The organism is Arthrobacter sp. ZGTC412 (assembly GCF_002929215.1).
Classification (GTDB): Bacteria; Actinomycetota; Actinomycetes; order Actinomycetales; family Micrococcaceae; genus Arthrobacter.
Map to the genome: position 1 here is coordinate 1 of NZ_PJII01000009.1, position 18,651 is coordinate 18,651.

General features: G+C 62.2%; 17 protein-coding genes. 12 read left to right on the forward strand and 5 right to left on the reverse strand.

Annotated elements, in window-relative coordinates:
- The coding region (locus tag CXQ88_RS11845; RefSeq protein ID WP_104044374.1) for a YsnF/AvaK domain-containing protein at positions 1–609 on the forward strand (609 nt) is incomplete at its 5' end.
- Positions 610–927: 318 nt separating this feature from the next.
- Here the strand turns inward: CXQ88_RS11845 and CXQ88_RS21560 are convergent.
- The 5 genes from CXQ88_RS21560 to CXQ88_RS11865 form a co-directional block, all read right to left on the reverse strand.
- Positions 928–1,110 (reverse strand): hypothetical protein, encoded by a 183-nt coding sequence (locus tag CXQ88_RS21560; RefSeq protein WP_146069198.1) that lies wholly within the window; start codon positions 1,108–1,110, stop codon positions 928–930.
- 255 nt (positions 1,111–1,365) lie between these two features.
- Positions 1,366–2,016: a ScbR family autoregulator-binding transcription factor gene (locus CXQ88_RS11850; protein WP_104044375.1), complete on the reverse strand. Its 651-nt coding sequence runs from the start codon at positions 2,014–2,016 to the stop codon at positions 1,366–1,368.
- A gap of 955 nt (positions 2,017–2,971) precedes the next feature.
- Positions 2,972–3,409 carry a DUF2871 domain-containing protein gene (locus CXQ88_RS11855; RefSeq protein ID WP_104044376.1) on the reverse strand — a complete coding sequence of 146 codons (438 nt, stop codon included), beginning with the start codon at positions 3,407–3,409 and terminating at the stop codon, positions 2,972–2,974.
- Positions 3,410–3,504: 95 nt separating this feature from the next.
- Entirely contained in the window at positions 3,505–4,203 is a 699-nt protein-coding gene (locus CXQ88_RS11860) for an ABC transporter ATP-binding protein (protein ID WP_104044377.1), read from the reverse strand.
- Between the two features lie 71 nt (positions 4,204–4,274).
- Positions 4,275–5,408 carry an ABC transporter permease gene (locus tag CXQ88_RS11865; RefSeq protein WP_104044378.1) on the reverse strand — a complete coding sequence of 378 codons (1,134 nt, stop codon included), beginning with the start codon at positions 5,406–5,408 and terminating at the stop codon, positions 4,275–4,277.
- Positions 5,409–5,586: 178 nt separating this feature from the next.
- On the opposite strand from CXQ88_RS11865, the gene CXQ88_RS11870 reads away from it, so the two are divergent.
- From CXQ88_RS11870 to CXQ88_RS11920, 11 genes are all read left to right on the forward strand, one after another.
- Positions 5,587–6,918, forward strand: a complete 1,332-nt coding sequence (locus CXQ88_RS11870; protein WP_104044379.1) for a sensor histidine kinase — start codon at positions 5,587–5,589, stop codon at positions 6,916–6,918.
- Positions 6,919–6,920: 2 nt separating this feature from the next.
- Positions 6,921–7,574 (forward strand): response regulator, encoded by a 654-nt coding sequence (locus CXQ88_RS11875; protein WP_104044380.1) that lies wholly within the window; start codon positions 6,921–6,923, stop codon positions 7,572–7,574.
- 356 nt (positions 7,575–7,930) lie between these two features.
- Positions 7,931–8,497, forward strand: a complete 567-nt coding sequence (locus CXQ88_RS11880) for a TetR/AcrR family transcriptional regulator (protein ID WP_181037491.1) — start codon at positions 7,931–7,933, stop codon at positions 8,495–8,497.
- 111 nt (positions 8,498–8,608) lie between these two features.
- The gene (locus tag CXQ88_RS11885) at positions 8,609–9,820 is read left to right on the forward strand and encodes a fatty acid desaturase family protein (RefSeq protein ID WP_104044382.1); all 1,212 of its coding nucleotides are present in this window, start codon (positions 8,609–8,611) and stop codon (positions 9,818–9,820) included.
- Positions 9,821–10,351: 531 nt separating this feature from the next.
- Positions 10,352–11,632: an ABC transporter substrate-binding protein gene (locus tag CXQ88_RS11890; protein ID WP_104044383.1), complete on the forward strand. Its 1,281-nt coding sequence runs from the start codon at positions 10,352–10,354 to the stop codon at positions 11,630–11,632.
- Between the two features lie 67 nt (positions 11,633–11,699).
- A complete protein-coding gene (locus tag CXQ88_RS11895) occupies positions 11,700–12,587 on the forward strand; it encodes a carbohydrate ABC transporter permease (RefSeq protein WP_104044384.1) in 888 nt (295 codons plus the stop codon).
- Positions 12,587–13,534, forward strand: a complete 948-nt coding sequence (locus CXQ88_RS11900) for a carbohydrate ABC transporter permease (RefSeq protein WP_104044385.1) — start codon at positions 12,587–12,589, stop codon at positions 13,532–13,534. Before CXQ88_RS11895 ends, CXQ88_RS11900 begins: the two co-directional genes overlap by 1 nt.
- A 67-nt stretch (positions 13,535–13,601) precedes the next feature.
- Positions 13,602–14,645: a LacI family DNA-binding transcriptional regulator gene (locus CXQ88_RS11905; protein WP_104044386.1), complete on the forward strand. Its 1,044-nt coding sequence runs from the start codon at positions 13,602–13,604 to the stop codon at positions 14,643–14,645.
- A gap of 39 nt (positions 14,646–14,684) precedes the next feature.
- Positions 14,685–16,268 (forward strand): glycoside hydrolase family 32 protein, encoded by a 1,584-nt coding sequence (locus tag CXQ88_RS11910; RefSeq protein WP_104044387.1) that lies wholly within the window; start codon positions 14,685–14,687, stop codon positions 16,266–16,268.
- Positions 16,269–16,279: 11 nt separating this feature from the next.
- The gene (locus CXQ88_RS11915; RefSeq protein WP_104044388.1) at positions 16,280–17,230 is read left to right on the forward strand and encodes a carbohydrate kinase family protein; all 951 of its coding nucleotides are present in this window, start codon (positions 16,280–16,282) and stop codon (positions 17,228–17,230) included.
- Between the two features lie 25 nt (positions 17,231–17,255).
- On the forward strand, positions 17,256–18,596 hold the full coding sequence (locus tag CXQ88_RS11920) for a NosD domain-containing protein (protein WP_104044389.1): 1,341 nt from the start codon (positions 17,256–17,258) through the stop codon (positions 18,594–18,596).
- Positions 18,597–18,651: the final 55 nt, after the last annotated feature.

The following is an 18,651-nucleotide window of genomic DNA, read 5'->3' on the forward strand; positions in this document are numbered from 1 at the left end:
CCGCTCGATGCCGCCACCCAGGACGGCAAGGACATCGTTGTCCCGTACACCAAGGACAAGGTCAAGGACGCACCCCGCGTCGCCCCTGACGGGCACCTGGAGCCCGCCGAGGAAGACCAGCTCTACACCTACTACGAAGACTCCAGCGGCTTCTCCCGCCACGATAACCAGGACACCACCGGTGTCGCCGCCGGCCGTGGGACGGTCGGACATGACACCTCCGGGCCCACCACCGATGATGCGATGACCCGCTCTGAAGAGCAGCTCCGCGTCGGCACCGAAAAGCAAGCCACAGGCCGCGCCCGGCTGCGTAAGTACGTGGTCACCGAAATGGTCACCAAGACCGTTCCGGTCCAGCGTGAAGAGGTCCGCCTCGAACGTGAGCCGATCACGGACGCCAACCGCGGCGCGGCCCTGGACGGCCCCGCCATCAGCGAGGAAGAACATGAGGTGATACTCCACGAGGAACGCCCCGTTATCCAGAAGGAAACCGTCCCCGTCGAACGCGTCCGCCTCGACAAGGAAACCGTGACCGAACAGCACACCGTTACCGAAGAAGTCCGCAAGGAAAACATCGAACTCGACGACGACGGCCGCAACCGCCGCTAAGGCCGGCACCCTCCAGGGCCGTCAATAAGGTGCCCCATGGTCCGCCCTCCATTTCTGGAGGCGGACCATGGGCTAACGCGCGAAGTTCTGGCCGGTGGCGCGCTGAAGCTATGCCTTATTCGACCCGTGCTGTGCCGCTGTGGGTGGCGTGCGGTGGGTGAGAGTTTCCTCCACCTTACGGGTCACGTATTGCCGCTCGGCGGGGCGCCGGGTTTCCCAGACGAGGGCTTGGCTGGTCCAACAACTTTTTGAGCTGCTTTTCGAAGCGTTTGCCAAAGACAGGGTGCTGACTACTTGCGGCGAGGTCAGGAGCAAAGGTCACCTGTCTACGCGCCGAATCAGCGCGTAGAAGGGAAGGGCCAGAAGCCTGACGATCCCGGCTAACGCAAGAAGGATGGTGAAGGAAGCGAGCTGCCCAATAAACATCAAAGCAGCCACTGCCAGCGTTCCTGAGTATGTCAGGGCGAAGGAAAGCGTTGCTGTTGCGGACGGAGGGCTCACCGCTTGCCGGGTTAAGACTCAAGCTGTGCCGCCGCCCCCCAAACATGCACGCCGACACAGCCTCGCCTTTCCTAGCGGAGCTTTAACAGATCCGAGACAAGAATAATTGACAGCCTTCACCGAAACAAGACGGTCGTCCGGTTTCCTTTAGTTGTTCGCGAGGGTGCGGTTTGCCGGTTTCAGCGTGTAGGGCGGGGAACGCGGGACGATATCGCGGCCTTCTGACCGTCACTAAGCCGATGACGCAGCCTGACCCTACCGCTGTCCAGGACTTTCAGCGGACACCAGACCGGAGAGGACCTGTGGGTCCTCGTGAAAATCTTCATGCATGATCCCGGGCAACAAGAGGGCCCACATCTCCTCGATCCGTTGCATGACATCACCGCGACCGGTCAGGACACCAGAGACCATTTGAACTCCGGTGAACGACGCAACAAGGTATCTGGCAAATGCCTCGGATCCGACGGAGGATCGTACTTGCTTTTCTCTCTTGGCCCGGTCAATCAGCTGCTCCATGACGGCGATCCAGTCCTCGTATGGTCCTTGCACCGGCTGGCCAAATGCGGTTGCTTCCAGCGTGAGACGGATGCCGGCCCGGACGACAGGCTCATGCACCAGCTTGAGCCCGAACACGCGGCACAGGAGGATCATGGTTGGCAGGGCCGGCCGGTCCTCGGCGACGAGAGATGCACTCTCTGCCACGACGATCCGGTGCTGCTCCTCGATGACCGTCTTGGCCAGCTCTTCCTTGGACTGGAAGTGAAAGTAGAGCGCCCCCTTGGTGACCTTGGCCGCATCGGAAACCTGGGTCAGACTGGCACCGCCGTAGCCGTGCTCCTCAAAAACCGCTGCGGCCCCGACAATTATGGCCTCACGGGTGGCCTTCGCACGATCCTGAAGGACCATAAATGAACCTCAACTCAATTATTCGGCCTGGTTCCCGGCCCATCACTTCTTGTTGCGATCATAGCAAGACGGTCAACCGGTTAGTTTGGAGGCTAACGGCGGCAACGTGCGCCTCATCGACTGGGATCCTCAGTCGAGCGTCTCTCGTTCCGTACGGCACGCTTCACGACGGGGGCTGGCCGCTGCTCTGCATTCCTCCGCCTGAGCAGTTCTGACTTCCACAGTCTGGGGAGAAAACGCAACGAAAAATGGCAGGAAACTGCCCCTTTTGCAGGCACTCCCCCGCCTGTTTTCAAGAGCCGATAATGGAGATTCCGTCAACCTGTCAGGGCTTTGACCCTCCCGTGCTTCCTGAACGCTGCAGGAAGCACGGCGACCTTGAGCCGTCCATGACTGGGGTCAATTTGGGTTATCCACGGCTGGAAATCGGGAGCCGGTGGGTAGCTCCTGAGCAGCAGTAGCGGTGGGTAACCTCTGAGAATTGCCCCCAGTTGTGGGCGGGGTAGTGTGCCTCTCTGTGCTAGAGCTCTCCTGTTGGAGACTGTCAGGTGGCTTGCCGGTGCCAAGCCGCGTTGGACAGCTACTACGCAAGGCAGCCGTTCGAGCTGTCTGTGGAGGAGCGCTGTACGTTCTTCGTTGGCAATGAGTGTGTGCTCAATGACCCAGGTGTCGGTCTCTGACGTGACGCATGCGCTGATGGATCGGGGCTCCGTTCCGCGGACACGCACCAGGCCTACGACTCGGTTGACCCCGGCAAGTCCATCGCGCACGGTCACGCGCAGTACCTGGTGCGACATTCTAGGTTCCCGCTATGGCGTTGCGGCGCCGGTGCCGGTGCCTTCGATGATGGTCTTGAGTCCTGCGGCCAGCGCGGGGAGGCTGATCCATTGTTTCGGACGCCCGTGCCCAGTGTTTCTTTGTTCCGGGTCATATTTTCCGTCCTCGGTTTAGAGGGTCAGTTGGCGGGGGTGAGTTCGGCTTCGGTGGTTGCTTTGCCGGAGACGCGCTTGCCGAGGGTGATGAAGACCAGGATCAGGCCGGCCGTGAGGCCGATGTGTCCCAGCCCGGAGATGCCCGCGATCGCTGCTGAGGGCGTGGTGCCCTGAACGGTGAGGATGCCGTTGAGGACCATCATGCCGGAGGTGAGGGTAAGGCTGGCGTTGTAGGTCCAGAAGAAGGCGTTGAACGTCCGCAGATTGGAGAGGGTGAAGAGTTTGTCCAGTGCCAGGACTGCGAGGAAAAACAGCATGCCCAGAGCCAAAAGATGGGTATGGACCACGGAGAGTTGACTGTCGCCGGTGAAGTCATTGGCTTTGGTGAATGAGCGGTAGAAAAGCCCGGAAATCAGCCCGGCGATCAGGTAGGAAAGGGCGGCGTAGTAGATCTTTTTCATGGCGAGTTGTCCTTGGTTAGATGAGTTGAAGGCCGGAGGTCTTATGACAGGGGGTTATATAAGGGCCTGGATGGTCTGGGTAGCCGATGTGGGGCTCAGACCGTGGTGAGCATGGGGGTGAGTTTGCCGTCGCGCATGGTGGCTACCGAGTCGGTCAGGGGTACGAATTCGGTGTCGTGGGTGACCATGACGGTGGCGACCATGAAGTCGTCGGTGACACGGCGCAGGAGCCGGATGATGGAGTAGCTGCGTTCGTGGTCCAGGGCCGCGGTGGGTTCGTCCACGAGCAGGACTTTGGGGTTCCCCATCAGGGCACGGGCGATGTTGACCCGTTGGCGCTGGCCGCCGGAGAGCTGGTGCGGGCGCTTCGCCGCGCTGGAGCCCAGTCCGACGACATCGAGCATTTCCGCGGCCTTTGCCCTGGCTGCTTTGACTGACTTGCCGCGCAGGTGGTCTCCGATGATGAGCTGTTCCGCCGCGGTCAGGGACGGCAGCAGGTTTGGCTGTTGGAAGATGATGCCGATCTTCTCCCGCCGCAGCGCGGTGAGGTCCTTGTCGCCGAGTCCAGTGGCGTCAGCCCCATCGATGAGCACGAGCCCATGGGTGGGGCGGACGAGGGTTGCGGCGGCGGCCAGAAGACTGGATTTACCCGACCCGGAAGGCCCGACGAGGGAAGTTATTTCACCGGCCTGCACGGCGAGGTTCACCGAGTCGAGGGCTTTGATCGTTCCGTCCCCGTCCGGGTATTCGAGGGTGACGTTGACTAGCTGCAGAGGATGGGACGTGGAGGGCATCAGGTATGGCCTTTCAAGGAGTGACGCGCGGGTCTGTGGCCGGGCTGCGGAGGGTTCCGTCGGGCGAAGGTTTAGTTGCCGCCCAGTGCGATCAGGGCATCGACTTTGGTGACGCGGCCGACGGCCAGTGCCGCTCCGGCCAGGCCGAGGGTAACGATTCCCAGGATGGGGAGCAGCGTAGTTGCGGGATTAACCAGGAAGGGGGCCGCCTGTGCTGCGAAGAAGCCGGCGAGGATGCCGATTCCCCCACCGATCCCTGCTCCGGCGAGCAGGACGATTGCGGCCTGCGTGATCGCGTCCCGCAGGATATAGCCGCTGGATCCGCCCATGGCCTTCAGGACGGCGATGTCGCGGGTCCGCTGCACCGTCCACACCGTCAGGAAAGCGACGATGACGAGGGCGGAGATGCCGTAGAGAAAGGCCTGCATCAGCGTTAGCGAGCCGTTTTCGCTTTTGTACGACCCCAGGGCCTGGAAGGATCCGGTGCGGGAAGCGCTCACGGTGTTCGCTGCGGCGTTGGCGGCCGCTTTGTCCACGGAGTCACCGTTCTTGTAGGTGATGGCGGCGATGGTTCCGAGCTGGTTCGGGTTGCTCAGGTGGGCGAGTTTGGCCCAGGTCGGAAGCGCGGTCCACACCACGCTGGTGTGGGAGTACCACTGGTCCTCGACTATGGCACTGACGGTCAGCTCGGTTCCTCCGGCGTTGACCCTGTCCCCGGTGTCAAGGGACAGGGCCTCGGCCACGGTTTTGCCGATCACCACGGTGTCGGCGGTGACACGGGCGGGAGCCAGTCCGCCGTCTTGCTCGACGCCGAAGACTGCGACGTTGGTTGTGCTGGCGGCCGTGCCGGTATCTTCAGCTACGGCTTGGAAACGGGTCTGGCTGATACCCAGGGCTTCGGCGTCCTCTACGCCGGCCTGGCGCTTCCAGCTGTCCACCTGCGCGGTGGTGACTTCACTTTCGGTGAAGGAAGCCTTTGGCTCGCTGGTGCCGGGGGCGCCGAAGACAATACTGTCCACTGCTTTGGAGGGGACGCCGCTGCCGTGGACGGAGCCGAGTTTGTCGATGGCGGAGGTCGACTGGTCACCCAGGCCGGCCGTCAGTCCCGAGAGCATGACGAGCAGCAGGGTGATCAGGGCGACGACACCACCCATCAGGGTGAACCTGCCCTTGGCAAAGCGGATGTCGCGGAGAGCAAGAAACACGTTCTGTCTTCTTTCAGTGGATGACGCGTGGCGGTTAGAAGGCTTCTGTTTCAACTCTCCCGCGGACCGGTGCCGGCGCCATCGGGCAGGTAGTTGATCCTGGATGGAAATAGGGTTGATCCAAGGGTCAACCGTTTGATTGATCCGGCCCGGACAGGGTGGGGCATAAGCTGATTTAATGCCCGTCACGGAACCACCCCACTCCCGGGACGGGACCGGTCCTAATACACCCGGGGATCCGCTCATCGGTCTGGATGCTGCTCCTTCGGTTGCGATCTTGCGCGTCCTGCGATTGACGCTGCACGTCGGCTTCGCCGTCCTGTTGTGTGTCGCAGTCCTGAGGCTGCTGACATCAGGCGCCGGGGATCCTCTGCGGTATGTCTGGGTTGGGATCGCATGCGTCCTGGCCGCGGTGTACCTGGCCGGCACCGTCATGGAAAAGCGGTTCGCCGCCGGGAGCACAGGTTTCGATCCGCGCCGTTACGGTGTCCTGTGGCTGGTACTTGTCACCGCACTGTGGGTCCTCTTGTTGGCAGGCAGCGCTGATTTCGCCTGGCTTGCGTTCCCCCTCTTCTTCCTCCACCTGCATCTGTTGCCACGGGGCGTTGCAGTGCTGACCATCGCGTTGATGACGGCAGCGGTGATTGCCGCCCAGTGGGCTGCCAGCGGGCTGACGGTCCCGCACCTGGCAGTGGTTTTGGGTCCCCTGTTCGGCGCGGCGTTTTCCGTCGTCACCGGGCTGGCCTACATCGCGCTCTACCGGGAGGCGGAGAACCAGCGCCGGGCAGCGGATGAACTCCGCCGGACCCGTGCCGAACTGGCAGTATCCCAGCACGACGCCGGGGTGCTGGCCGAACGCGAACGCCTGGCCAGGGAAATACACGACACACTGGCCCAAGGGCTGTCCAGCATCGTGCTGATGGCGCGCGCGGCAGAAAAATCACTCGCCGACGGAGATACCGCCACCGCTGCCGAACGCTTCGCACTCGTCCAGCAGACCGCCTCCGAAAACCTGGCCGAAGCCCGGAATTTTGTCCGCGGGCTCTCCTCCCCGCACCTGCAGGAAACTTCCCTGGTGGAGAGCCTGCGCCGGCTCTGCGAGAGTACGGAAACCGGCGCCGCAGCCCGAGGCTCAGGGCTGCGGTGCCGGTTCGAACTCGACGGCGACCCCGTTGAAATGCCGCAACCGTACCGGGTGACCCTGTTGAGGGCCGCCCAGGCCAGTCTCGCCAACGTCAGGGAGCACTCCAACGCGAGCAACGCCGTCGTAACGCTGGCCTTTCTGGGCACTGAAGTGACCCTGGACATCTACGACGATGGCGTCGGCTTCGACCCCCCTGCAGTAGCCGCTGACAGGAATGCCCGGACCGATGGGAGTGGTTTCGGGATAGCGTCCCTGCAGAAACGGGTCACCGCGCTGAAAGGTTCACTCGAACTCGAATCAGCGCCGGGGGAGGGGACCGTGGTGGCTGTCCGCCTGCCCCTGCAGGACGTGACCGAAAGGGAATAACAATGAAGGATATCCGGATTCTGCTCGTTGATGACCACCCCGTGGTCAGGGCCGGGCTGCGGGCAATGCTCACCGAATTCGAAGGCATTTCCATAGCCGCGGAAGCAGCAGACGGCGACGCAGCACTGAAGGAACTCAAACGGCTGCAAACCCTGGGCGAGAAGGTCGACGTCGTGCTCATGGACTTGCAAATGGGCGCCGGGATGGATGGAGTCACCGCGACCACACAAATCAGGATGCTGGAAACGGCCCCGCCGGTTCTGATCCTGACCACCTACGACACGGACGCAGACATCCTGGCCGCCGTGGAAGCAGGCGCCAGCGGCTACATGCTCAAGGATGCACCGCCCGAACAGATTCGCCAGGCCGTGCTCTCTGCCGCTGCCGGCCAGACTGCCCTGGCCCCTAAAATAGCGGCCCTGCTCATGAACCGGATCGCCAATCCCGCTCCTGCACTCACCCCACGGGAAATCCAACTGCTCGAGCTGCTGGCAACCGGACTGTCCAACCGGGCCATCGCAAAACAAACCTTCATTTCCGAGGCAACCGTGAAAACGCACCTGGTGCACATTTACGAAAAACTCGGCGTGGACAACCGCACCGCAGCCATCTCTGCCGCAACTCAACGACGCATCATCCGATCCCCAGGACAATAAAAAGTCGCGTCCTCTACCGGAACTTGCCGGGGTACCCGGACGGCAGGGCGATACCGAGCAGTACGTTCACAGGGGAATCGGCCATCGTTTGAGCTTTAAACTACCTATCCGCGCATGACAAATCTGTAAACAACTATTTTTTTGTCACCTTCCGTTCATTGCCCGTCATGGCTCCGTCACGCCGGATCGTTGGCAAGTTGACCGCAGGGCAGTCGACTCTCTTATGGGACGGTTACTGCACGAGTGTGTTGTAAGTCCCTTAGGATGGGCTGATGGCACAGTATGGACGCAGTCAGGCACGCGTGACGCGGAGGGGATCGACGGATCCTCGGGCGGTCGCGTCGCAACGCCTTCTGGTGGAGGCGTTAACGAAGGTAGTTAAGGCTGAAGGCTTCGGTGCCGCTTCCGTGACCCGCGTCGCGCTTGAGGCGGGGCTTAGCCGGAGCGGGTTCTATGAGCAGTTCGCCAGCGTCGAGGAGCTCGCGCTATTCATCCTCGATGACCTGGTCGCCGAGATTGCTGCCCTCGATATTGAGGCCCGGACCGTGCACGGCGCCGATGGGCAAGCCGTCTCCGAGTTCGCTCTCGAGCTCATTCTCCAGACGGTCTTCGAGAACCGGGAGCTCTACGAGCACCTGCTGCTCTCCGAGCACGCAGGCGGCACCGTAGCCAGAGCCATCCAAGGGTTCGCCCGGGGCTGCCGTCCGATCATGGCGGTCGCCCGACCCCAGTGGCCGGACGCGCGAATCGACCTCATGGCGAGCTCGTTCGCCGGGCTGATCGTGAGTGGAGTGATGCACGCCTTCAGGACAGGCCAGCCTCATACCGCCCACGGCCTTGCACACGAACTCATCAGCTTCATGCCGCCATGGCTCTTCCTTCCGGACGGCAGCCATCCCAAGATTGAGCGGTCCCCGGGTTAACCGTTGCGACCCGAACCAGCTCGGCCTCACAGCGGGCCGGGCACCTCATCCATACGGGGCCTTCGGCAGGTGCCGGGCCCGTGAACCTCGACAAAGCAGGAGTTCCACCGCATGACCACAGTTACCAACAAATCAGACGTTTCCGGGGACGCCGTGCCAGTAGATGTCCCCACGAAGAAGGCACCGGGTGCGGTGAAGATCCGGCCCGGCGCTCTCGCCGAGTCCGGCGGACCCACGCGCCGGCCCCCGTCCGCCGCGCATCTCTCGGACGAGCAGGTCGCCGAACTGGGCCGCGAGCTGGACGCCATCCGCGACGACATCCTTGCCAAACGCGGTGCCTCCGATGCCGCGTACATCCGCCGCTTGATCAAGATCCAGCGCGGCCTGGAGATCTCCGGCCGCGCCGCCCTGCTGGTCAGCAAGCACAAGGCCGCCTGGGTCACCGGCACCACCCTGCTTAGCCTGGCCAAGATCCTTGAAAACATGGAAATCGGGCACAACGTCCTGCACGGCCAGTGGGACTGGATGCGGGACCCGGACATCCACTCCACCACCTGGGAGTGGGACTTCGTCACCCCTTCCCGCGCCTGGCAGCACACCCACAACGACTCCCACCACCGCTGGACCAACGTGGTGGGCAAGGACAACGACATCGGATTCAACCTGCTGCGGATGGACCCTGAGCAGGAATGGACGCCGTTCAACCTGGGCAACCCGCTCTATAACGCGCTGCTGGCGCCGGTCTTCGAGTGGGGCATCGCTATCTACGATCTTGAGCTGACCGAATACAAGGAAGGCAAGAAGTCCAAGGAGGCCCTCGTCAAGGACCTCAAAGCTCTCGGGCGAAAGGCCCTCAAGCAGTTCACCAAGGACTACGCCGCCACCCCCGCCGTGGCCATGCTCACCGGCTCCGGCAAGCGGGCGCTCTACGGCACACTGACTGCCAATGCCGTCCGCAATCTCTGGGCCCACGCCGTCATCTTCTGCGGCCACTTCCCCGAAGGCACCGACACCTTCACCGAAGAAATGGTGGAAGGCGAAACCCGCGGCGACTGGTACGTCCGTCAGATGATCGGATCCGCCAACATCTCCGGGTCCAAATTCATGCATCTGATGACCGGCAACCTCTCACACCAGATCGAACACCACCTCTTCCCGGACCTGCCCTCCAACCGGTACGCAGAAATCGCACCCAAGGTCCGCGAAATCTGCCACCGCTACGGCTTGATCTACACCACCGGCCCCATCTGGAAGCAGGTCGGCTCCACCTGGGCCAAAATCTGCAAGCTCGCACTGCCGCCCAAAAAGAATAGACAGCACTGACAGCTTGGCCTTCCTGCCATCGGCTCTGCCTAAATCAGTTCCCACTGCTTCTGCAGTCCAGGCAAGGAGATGTTTGTCGGGTTAGGGTGTGCCCTAGCTGGGCGAACTACCGCCGGTGCCCCAGGCGACGCGTCTGGGGCCGGCTACATACGAAGCCCTGCTTGGTCTCGGCAGACGCTGATCCGGCGCGCAGCACTGCTCTGCGGTCGGGCTGGTAGGCGTGGGCTTGCACGTGAAACTCCTTTGTTCGAGTTCGGTGGGAACGCCTGACAGGGCGGGAATTTTGATGCCGGGAAGCTTGCGCAAAGGGTGCGCGATCTGCCAAAGTATGCCAAATCGGTTTTTCGCCCGTCCGGGATGACTTTAGGGCTTACTCCCGGTGGCCGTCAATAGGTTGAATCCGAGTGATGTGACGCTTGACACTCCTCCATGGTTAGTCCTATGGTGAGTGCCAAGTCGTTTTGGCAAAACGGTTTTTCACCCCAGTTTCAGTCTCGCCAATTCCGTTCGAGAGAAAGTGAGTCGACAGCGATGTCCACTCGAAAGACCATCAACAGGTTCGCCACCATCGGCGGCATCTGCACCGCCGTCGCACTGGTAGCCACGGGGTGCGGCGCGGGGGGCCCGTCAGCCACGGGTAGCGCCGGCACAAGCACCGTCAATGTCCTCGTCGAAGCTGGCGGACACGCTGAACTGACGGGCGTCGCCGTACAGTGCAAAAAGGATGCCGGAGTCGACGTGAACTTCGTCGAACTGCCCTACGACGGCATGTTCAACCGGCTGTCCAGCGAGTTCTCCTCCGGCGCCGTTTCCTTTGACGTCGCAGCCCTGGACTCCGTCTGGCTGCCCAGTTTCAAAGACGCCCTCCAGCCCATCGACGAAATCTTCACTGACGAGGCCAAAAAGGACATCTTCCCGGCCCTGGTGAAGGAAGCGAACGTGGACGGGCACTTCATCGGCCTGCCCGCCTGGACCAACGCCGAGATCATCCTCTACCGCAAAGACCTCTTCGAGGATGCCAAGAACAAGGCCGATTTCCAGGCCAAGTACGGCTATGAACTTGCTGCCCCCACCACCTGGAAGCAGTATCAGGACATCTCCGAGTTCTTCACCAAGGACGGCATGTACGGCACCGATGTCAAGGGTGGCGTGGAAACCGAATGGCTCGCCCATGTCCTGCAGGCAGGCGGCCCGATGATCCTGGACGAAAACAACAAGGTGGTCATCGACAACGCCGCTCACAAGGAAGCCCTGGACTTCTACGTCAGTCTCACCAAGTCCGCACCGTCCGGCGCCGCGCAGGTGGATTGGGCTGCCGCCCAGAACCTGTTCAACCAAGGCAAGACCGCAATGACCCGCTTCTGGGCCCATGCTTACCGGCAGATCCCCAAGGATGCGCCGGTCGCCGGCAAGGTTGGAACGGCACCCATGATCGCCGGCTCCGCCGGTATTGGCGGTGTCCCGGGCCCCTGGTACCTCACTGTTCCCAAGGCAACCAAGAACACCGACGCCGCGAAGAAGTTCGTCCAGTGTGCCTACGACCACAACAGCATGGGTATCGAATCCAGCCTCGGCCTTGCTTCCCGCATCTCCGCTTTCGAGAAGTACCAGGACAAGGAAGGCTACGAAAGCTTCGGCCCGCTGATCGAGACTTTGAACGGCGAAGCCACTGCGACTCGCCCGGCCACCGACAAGTGGCAGCAGATCGTGGACACCGTGCTGGTTCCCATGCTCCAGAAGGCCGTAGCCGGCGGTGACTCCGCAACCCTCCTCGCTGACGCCAAAAAGCAGATTGAGGAACTCGTCAAGTAAGACCTCCGCGGCCGGCACCTGACTGACCGGTACCGGCCGCGGACCCCAACCAGCGGAAGAGAAAACCTTGCGTATCTCCGATCGCCGCTTCGCATTGTTCCTAATGACACCAGCGGCGCTGTTCCTGGCAGTATTTGTCGCCTTCCCGCTGTTCCGCCTCGTTGCGGACAGCTTCTTCAAGATCTCACCGATCGCCGGCGGCCCCCGCGACTTCGTGGGCCTGGATAACTACTTCCGGGCCTTCGCCTCCGACGCCTTCATCGGTGCCGGCTGGCGGACCTTGGCCTACACCTTGATCGTGGTCACCCTCGAATTCGCCCTTGGCCTCGGCATGGCACTGCTGTTCACCACACTGGGACGAAGCTCCCAAATCTGGCGGACCGTATTCATGTACCCGCTGATGATCGCCCCGATCGTGGCAGGCCTCCTATGGAAGTTCCTGATGATCGATAACTTCGGCCTCATCGGGACCCTCCTGCACCAGGCCGGCATCCTGTCCAACCCCAACCAGATCGGCTGGCTCTCGGACCCGAACATTGTGCTCTACTCCGTTGCCATTCCGGACATCTGGCTGACCACGTCCTTCATGTGCCTGGTACTCTTCGCCGGGCTGCAGAACATTCCAGGCGACCTGATCGAAGCAGCACGCCTGGACGGCGCACGCGCACCGGCCATGCTGTTCCGCATCATCCTGCCGCTCCTGCGGCCGGTCATCGCGGTGGCCCTGGTGGTCCGTGGCATAGACGCGGCCCGGGCCTTTGACACCATCCTTATTCAAACCAACGGCGGGCCGCAGTCCGCCTCGGAAACCATGAGCCTGCTCATTTACCGGACCATGATCCGCTTCGGCGATCCCGGGCTGGCAAGCGCCATGGGCACCCTATACCTGCTGGCGATGCTCGCCGTCGCCTTCGTTGCGGTGACCACCATCTGGCGGCCAGGAAAGGACAACTGATGCGCGTCGCTGAACGAACAACGCAAGACGCCGGGGCGCCGGCTGGAGTATCCGTGGAACCTGCCCTGCGCCCTGCGACACGCGCCAGGAAGCGCCGGGGCGTCAATCGTGAAGGCCTGGAGGCGGGCCGTCGAAGCACCAGGACCCTGCTATGGATCCTCCTCGCGGTGGCGATGGTGCTCTACGGATTCCCGTTCCTGTACCTGCTTTTCACATCCTTCAAGACGCCAATCGACACCATCGCGGTGCCGCCGACCATCCTCCCGAGGGAATGGACGCTGGAGAACTACACCAACGCGCTGGGCCGCAGCGGGGTGGTGGCCTCCTTCATCAACAGCATCCAGACAGCCATCATCAGCACAGTGCTTTCGCTGGTGCTGGCGGTACCGGCGGCCTACGGCATCACCAGGTACAAGACCCTCAGCGGCCGGATCTTCATCATGGCCGCCTTGGTCACGCGCATGGTGCCGCCGGTGGCGATCGGTATTCCGCTGGCCTCGATGATGGCAACCATGGGGCTGTCCGATACACCGATCGCGCTGTCCATCGCCCACACCACCATCTCGCTGCCGCTCTCCATCTGGTTGATGTCCAGCTTCTTCGAAGCAGTGCCGAAAGACCTGGAGGAAGCTGCCACTGTGGATGGCTGCAGCAGGATCGGAGCCCTGTGGCGGGTGGTGATACCTGTGGTCTCCGGCGGCATCGCCGTCACCGCGATCTTCGCCTTCCTGGCCTCCTGGAACGAGTTCCTCTTCGCACTCCTGATGACAGCGATCCGCTCCCAGACAACGCCCGTGGTGATCGCAAACTTCCAGACCCAGTTCGGCCTGGACTGGGGATCCATGACGGCGCTTGCCGCGGTCTACTCCATCCCGGTCATCATCCTGACCCTCCTCTTGCAGCGCAAGATCGTCGCGGGCATGACGCTCGGCGCCGTCAAGGGCTAGACAAAGCAACGAGTAGCCTACTGGTAACCCCCAGGGGCATCACAAACCATAAGGACGTGGGAGACAGATGAGCAACAAGAACATCGGTATCAAGGACGTGGCCGTTGCCGCCGGCGTGTCCGTGACAACTGTCTCCCACGTCCTGAACGACGTTTCCTATGCACGTATCAGCCCCGTAACCAGGGACAAGGTCAGGTCCGCGGCCGAGGAGCTCGGTTATGGGCCCAACCGCCTTGCCCAGGCCCTGCGTACGCAACGGACCGGGATGCTGGGCCTGGTCAGCGAGGATATCGCCACCACGCCGCACGCGGGCCGGATCATCCTCGGCGCTGACGAGGCCGCCAAGGCCCGGGGGTACAACCTCATGATCATCAATACCTCCGGCTCAGCCAGCCTGGCGTCCCGGCAGGCCGACGTCGAGGCCCTCCTGGAACACCAGGTGGATGGAATCCTCTACGCCACGATGTATCACCGCAATGTGGAGCTACCGGCCAACCTCGGCAGCGTGCCCTCGGTCCTGGTTGACTCCGTGGCCACCGGCGGAAACATCACAGCCGTGATCCCGGACGAAATAGGTGGTGCACGCTCCGCCGTGCGGGCACTCCTCGAAGCGGGCCATACCCGTATCGGCTTCATCAACAACACCGACGATGTCCCCGCAACCCGCCACCGGCTCCGGGGCTTCCGGACCACGCTGACTGAAGCAGGGCTCGACAGCGAAGCGGCACCGGTCGAGTCCGAGGTCTCCGAGGTGCAGGGCGGCTACGAGGCGGCCCGGCGGATCCTGGCACGCAAGAACCGGCCCACCGGCTTGTTCTGCTACAACGACCGGATGGCGATGGGAGCCTACCGCGCCGCTGCTGAGTTGGGACTTAGCATCCCCGCTGACCTTTCCGTCGTGGGCTTCGATGACCAGGAACTGATCGCCGCCAACCTTCACCCGGGCCTCACCACCGTGGCCCTGCCTCACTACGAAATGGGTGCCTGGGCCACCGAGCACCTGATTGACGCCGTAGAGGGAAAGACCGACCTTACCCTCATGGCACTTCACCCGACCATTCTGAGCTGCCCCCTCGTGCGCCGTGATTCCATCACGGCTCCCCGGCAGTAGGCAGCCAGACCCTTCCGCTTCCCAAGAGGACCGCCAGACATGTCCAGTTACATTGATGCCGCACGCCCGGAAACAGCGCCTTCAGAGACTTCCAGGTTCCGGCCTGCTATTCACTTCACGGCAAGGAATACTTGGCTGAACGATCCCAACGGACTGGTTTTCTACGACGGCGTGTACCACCTCTTTTTCCAGAACAACCCGTACGGCAACGTTTGGGGCCACATGTCCTGGGGCCACGCCACCTCCCGTGATTTGCTGCACTGGACCGAACACCCTGTTGCCATTGCCTGCGACGAGGAAGAGGACATCTACTCGGGAAGCGTCGTAGTGGACCGCGGCAACACGTCGGGATTCGGCACGGCAGAAGCACCTGCGCTTGTAGCCATCTACACCAGCGCCTACAAAACCGCATCCGAACACAGCGGCACCCAGGCGCAGTCTCTGGCTTACAGCACAGACGCAGGAATGACATGGCAGAAATACGGGAACAACCCTGTCCTCACCAGGAACTCCGCGAACTTCCGCGATCCCAAAGTCTTCCGATATGAAGGGGACCAGGGTTCCTGCTGGGTCATGGTCGCCGTCGAAGCCCAGCACCAAAAGGTGGTTTTCTACCGTTCGGAAGACCTCAAATCCTGGGACTTCCTGAGCAACTTCGGCCCGGCCAACGCGGACGCCGGCGAGTGGGAATGCCCCGATCTCTTTCCCCTGGCAGTGGACGGCGACCCGGAGAACATCAAGTGGGTGCTGATCGTCAACGTCAATCCGGGGGCTGTGGCAGGAGGTTCCGGCGGCCAGTACTTCGTGGGGAACTTCGACGGCATCAGCTTCACCCCGGACCCGGGCTCCGTCACCGCGCCCGAAGGGCTGGCCTCCCTCTCCCAGCCCGCGGCGGCCTCTGCCGCCTTGCAGCAATGCCTGTGGCTGGACTGGGGGCGGGACTGCTACGCCTCCGTGTCCTTTAGCAACGTCCCGGACGGCCGGCGCATCCTGATCGGCTGGATGAACAACTGGGACTACGCCAACGAGCTGCCCACCGACCCCTGGCGGTCCTCGATGACCCTTGCCCGGGAAGTGCGCCTCACTGCAGTCAACGGCTCCGCCCGTCTCATCCAGCAACCGGTCCTGGCTGGCGCGCCAGCGGAAGAAGGGCTGCCCACTGCCGCGGACCTGATGGATGCGGACACGTTTGAGCTGCGGAATTCAGCCCTCCGGTTGCCGGACGCGGTTCCCGGCAGCGCCCTCATTATCGAGGCAGACATACTGCCCGGCAGCGCCAAACGTTTTGATGTCCGGCTTCTTGGAAGCAGTGACGCGAGCAAGGGCATCGTCCTTAGCTACGACACGGCCAGCGCCCAACTCGTCCTTGACCGCAGGCAGTCAGGAAACACGGGCTTCCACGGGAAATTCGCTTCTGTGGAGTCAGTACCGGTTGACCTTGAAAACGGTGTCCTCAAGCTGCTCATCGTCGTGGACCACTGCTCCGTCGAAGTGTTCGCCCAAGGCGGCGCGGTGGTCCTGACTGACCTCGTCTTCCCCGACACCGACAGCCCGGAGAATTGGCTATCCGTTGAAGAGGGCTCCGCAACCATCCTGAAGCTCGCCGTCTCAACACTCTTCTGAAAGGCCGAAAAATGCCCATAGTCCCGTACCTAGACAGTGACGCTCGACGGGGGATTGATGTCATCGTTGTTGGCGAAGCCCTCGTGGACATCGTTGTTTCTCCCCGAGGCACTGTGGAACATCCCGGTGGATCACCCGCCAACGTCGCTTACGGGTTGGGACGGCTGCATGCAGTCACCGCATTGCTGACCTCTATCGGCGACGACCACCATGGCGCCGCCATCGAGCAGCACCTCCGGAGTGCCGGCGTCACTCTCTTGCCCGGTTCCAGGCGTGGCGGCGGAACCGCTACGGCGACGGCGGTCCTGGCGTCGGATGGTTCAGCACACTATGACTTCGACATCCAATGGGACCTCCCGCGGATCGCTCCGGCGACCCTTCCCAAGATCCTGCACACTGGCTCGATAGCGACCTTCCTGTCCCCGGGAGCGGCAGCAGTAAGGGAGCTTATCGAGCAATCACACCCGCGGTGTATCGTCACTTACGATCCCAACATCCGCCCTGCACTGCTCGGCAGCCACTTTGAAGCAAAAACCATCTTCGAGGAACTTGTCCCGTTCACGGAGGTCGTTAAACTCAGCGACGAGGACGCACGCTGGCTCTATCCGCGGCTGTCCCTGGAGGACATCCCACAACGGATCCTTGAACTGGGGACCGGGCTCGTCGCCGTCACCATGGGAGCAGAGGGATCCCTGCTCACGACGGCTAGCGCATGCGTAGCGGTTCCCGCGGTGAGGTCCGCCGTCATCGACACCATCGGGGCGGGCGACTCGTACATGTCCGCCCTGATTTACGGACTTCTCATGCGCGGAGCAGACGGGCTGGCACCGTCGGTGCTGGAGTCGCTGGGCCGGATGGCCGCCAAAGCAGCGGCCATCACAGTACGCCGCCCCGGCGCACAGCCTCCAACACTGGAGGAACTACGGGAGGAACTCCCGGAGCATGAACCCGTGGCGCAATGAGGAACCACACGAAAGGGAAGAACCTATGACAAGCAAGAATTACTACGACGTGACGACGTGGCCTGTCGGAAATCCGTTCAAGGACGTCGGTGAAGTGATCAACAGCATCATTGCCGACATCAAGGAGCGACAGAACACCACTGACGTGGACAATGGCGGAAAGCCGGGCGCAGTGATCTACATTCCGCCAGGGGACTACCACCTCCGCACGCAGGTGGTGATCGACATCAGCTTCCTTCGAATCCAAGGGTCCGGCCACGGCTTTACGTCATCCAGCATCCGGTTCAACGTCCCCGAAGACGAATGGGACGGCCTGCATGAGCTGTGGCCCGGAGGGAGCCGCATCCTCGTCGACCTTCCCGCAAACGACGAAGGGGAGGAATCCAAGGGGGCGGCCTTCTACATTGAGCGCAGCGGGAGCCCGCGGATCAGTTCGGTTGAGTTCTCCAACTTCTGCATCGACGGATTGCACTTCACCCCGGACGGCTCGGGGATGCATCCCGAAAACACCTACGTCAACGGCAAGATCGGCATCTATGTCGCCAGCGCCAACGACTCATTCCGCGTCAATGGCATGGGTTTCATCTACCTCGAGAATGCCCTCACGATCCACAACGCCGACGCGCTTTCCATTCACGACAACTTCATCGCCGAATGCGGAAGCTGCATCGAGTTGCGCGGGTGGGGACAGGCATCAAAGATCACCGACAATCTGATCGGAGCAGGCTTCAAAGGCCATTCGATCTACGCCGAGAACCACGGGGGCCTCCTGGTGACCGCGAACAACGTCTTTCCCCGTGGTGCGAGCAGCGTCCATTTCAACGGCGTCACACGTTCAAGCGTCACCAATAACCGTTTGCATTCCTTTTACCCCGGAATGCTGGTTCTTGAGGGCAACAGTTCTGAAAACCTCGTGGCCACGAACCACTTCCTGCGTGACCACGAGCCCTGGAAGCCCTTCCAGGGCGTAGACAACGGCCTGGACGACCTTCACGGACTTCTCAGCATCAGCGGCAGCAACAACTCTGTTATCGGCAACCACTTTTCCGAAGTCATCGACTCGCAGAACGTCCGGCCGGCAGGGGCGACGCCAGTCATCATCCGTTTGGTGGCGGGAGCTGGCAACTTCGTCTCCAACAACAATGTTGTGGCGAAAGACGTTCACTCCACGTCAAGTGACTCCTGCTTCTCCGCGCAGGTAGACGCTCTGTTGACGACCGAGGCCTCGGACGTCCTCAGCGTTACGGCCGTTATGGTCGATTCCGGATCAGCCCGGAACACGATCCTCGACTCCGGGAATGACGCGCAAGTTATCGCAGACAGGGCCGCTAACGCCCTGCGGGCCACTCCCACGATCGATCTCTAACCACGTGCACTTGTTTTGTTGCCCAGTCACACGATCTGGCTGTGGGGTCGGGATC

Excerpts from the sequence above, each read along its gene's own strand:
- CXQ88_RS11850 (WP_104044375.1), bottom strand. The coding sequence starts at position 2,016 with ATGGTCCTTCAGGATCGTGCGAAGGCCACCCGTGAGGCCATAATTGTC.
- CXQ88_RS11855 (WP_104044376.1), bottom strand. The coding sequence starts at position 3,409 with ATGAAAAAGATCTACTACGCCGCCCTTTCCTACCTGATCGCCGGGCTG.
- CXQ88_RS11860 (WP_104044377.1), bottom strand. The coding sequence starts at position 4,203 with ATGCCCTCCACGTCCCATCCTCTGCAGCTAGTCAACGTCACCCTCGAA.
- CXQ88_RS11870 (WP_104044379.1), top strand. The coding sequence starts at position 5,587 with ATGCCCGTCACGGAACCACCCCACTCCCGGGACGGGACCGGTCCTAAT.
- CXQ88_RS11875 (WP_104044380.1), top strand. The coding sequence starts at position 6,921 with ATGAAGGATATCCGGATTCTGCTCGTTGATGACCACCCCGTGGTCAGG.
- CXQ88_RS11885 (WP_104044382.1), top strand. The coding sequence starts at position 8,609 with ATGACCACAGTTACCAACAAATCAGACGTTTCCGGGGACGCCGTGCCA.
- CXQ88_RS11890 (WP_104044383.1), top strand. The coding sequence starts at position 10,352 with ATGTCCACTCGAAAGACCATCAACAGGTTCGCCACCATCGGCGGCATC.
- CXQ88_RS11900 (WP_104044385.1), top strand. The coding sequence starts at position 12,587 with ATGCGCGTCGCTGAACGAACAACGCAAGACGCCGGGGCGCCGGCTGGA.
- CXQ88_RS11905 (WP_104044386.1), top strand. The coding sequence starts at position 13,602 with ATGAGCAACAAGAACATCGGTATCAAGGACGTGGCCGTTGCCGCCGGC.
- CXQ88_RS11910 (WP_104044387.1), top strand. The coding sequence starts at position 14,685 with ATGTCCAGTTACATTGATGCCGCACGCCCGGAAACAGCGCCTTCAGAG.
- CXQ88_RS11915 (WP_104044388.1), top strand. The coding sequence starts at position 16,280 with ATGCCCATAGTCCCGTACCTAGACAGTGACGCTCGACGGGGGATTGAT.
- CXQ88_RS11920 (WP_104044389.1), top strand. The coding sequence starts at position 17,256 with ATGACAAGCAAGAATTACTACGACGTGACGACGTGGCCTGTCGGAAAT.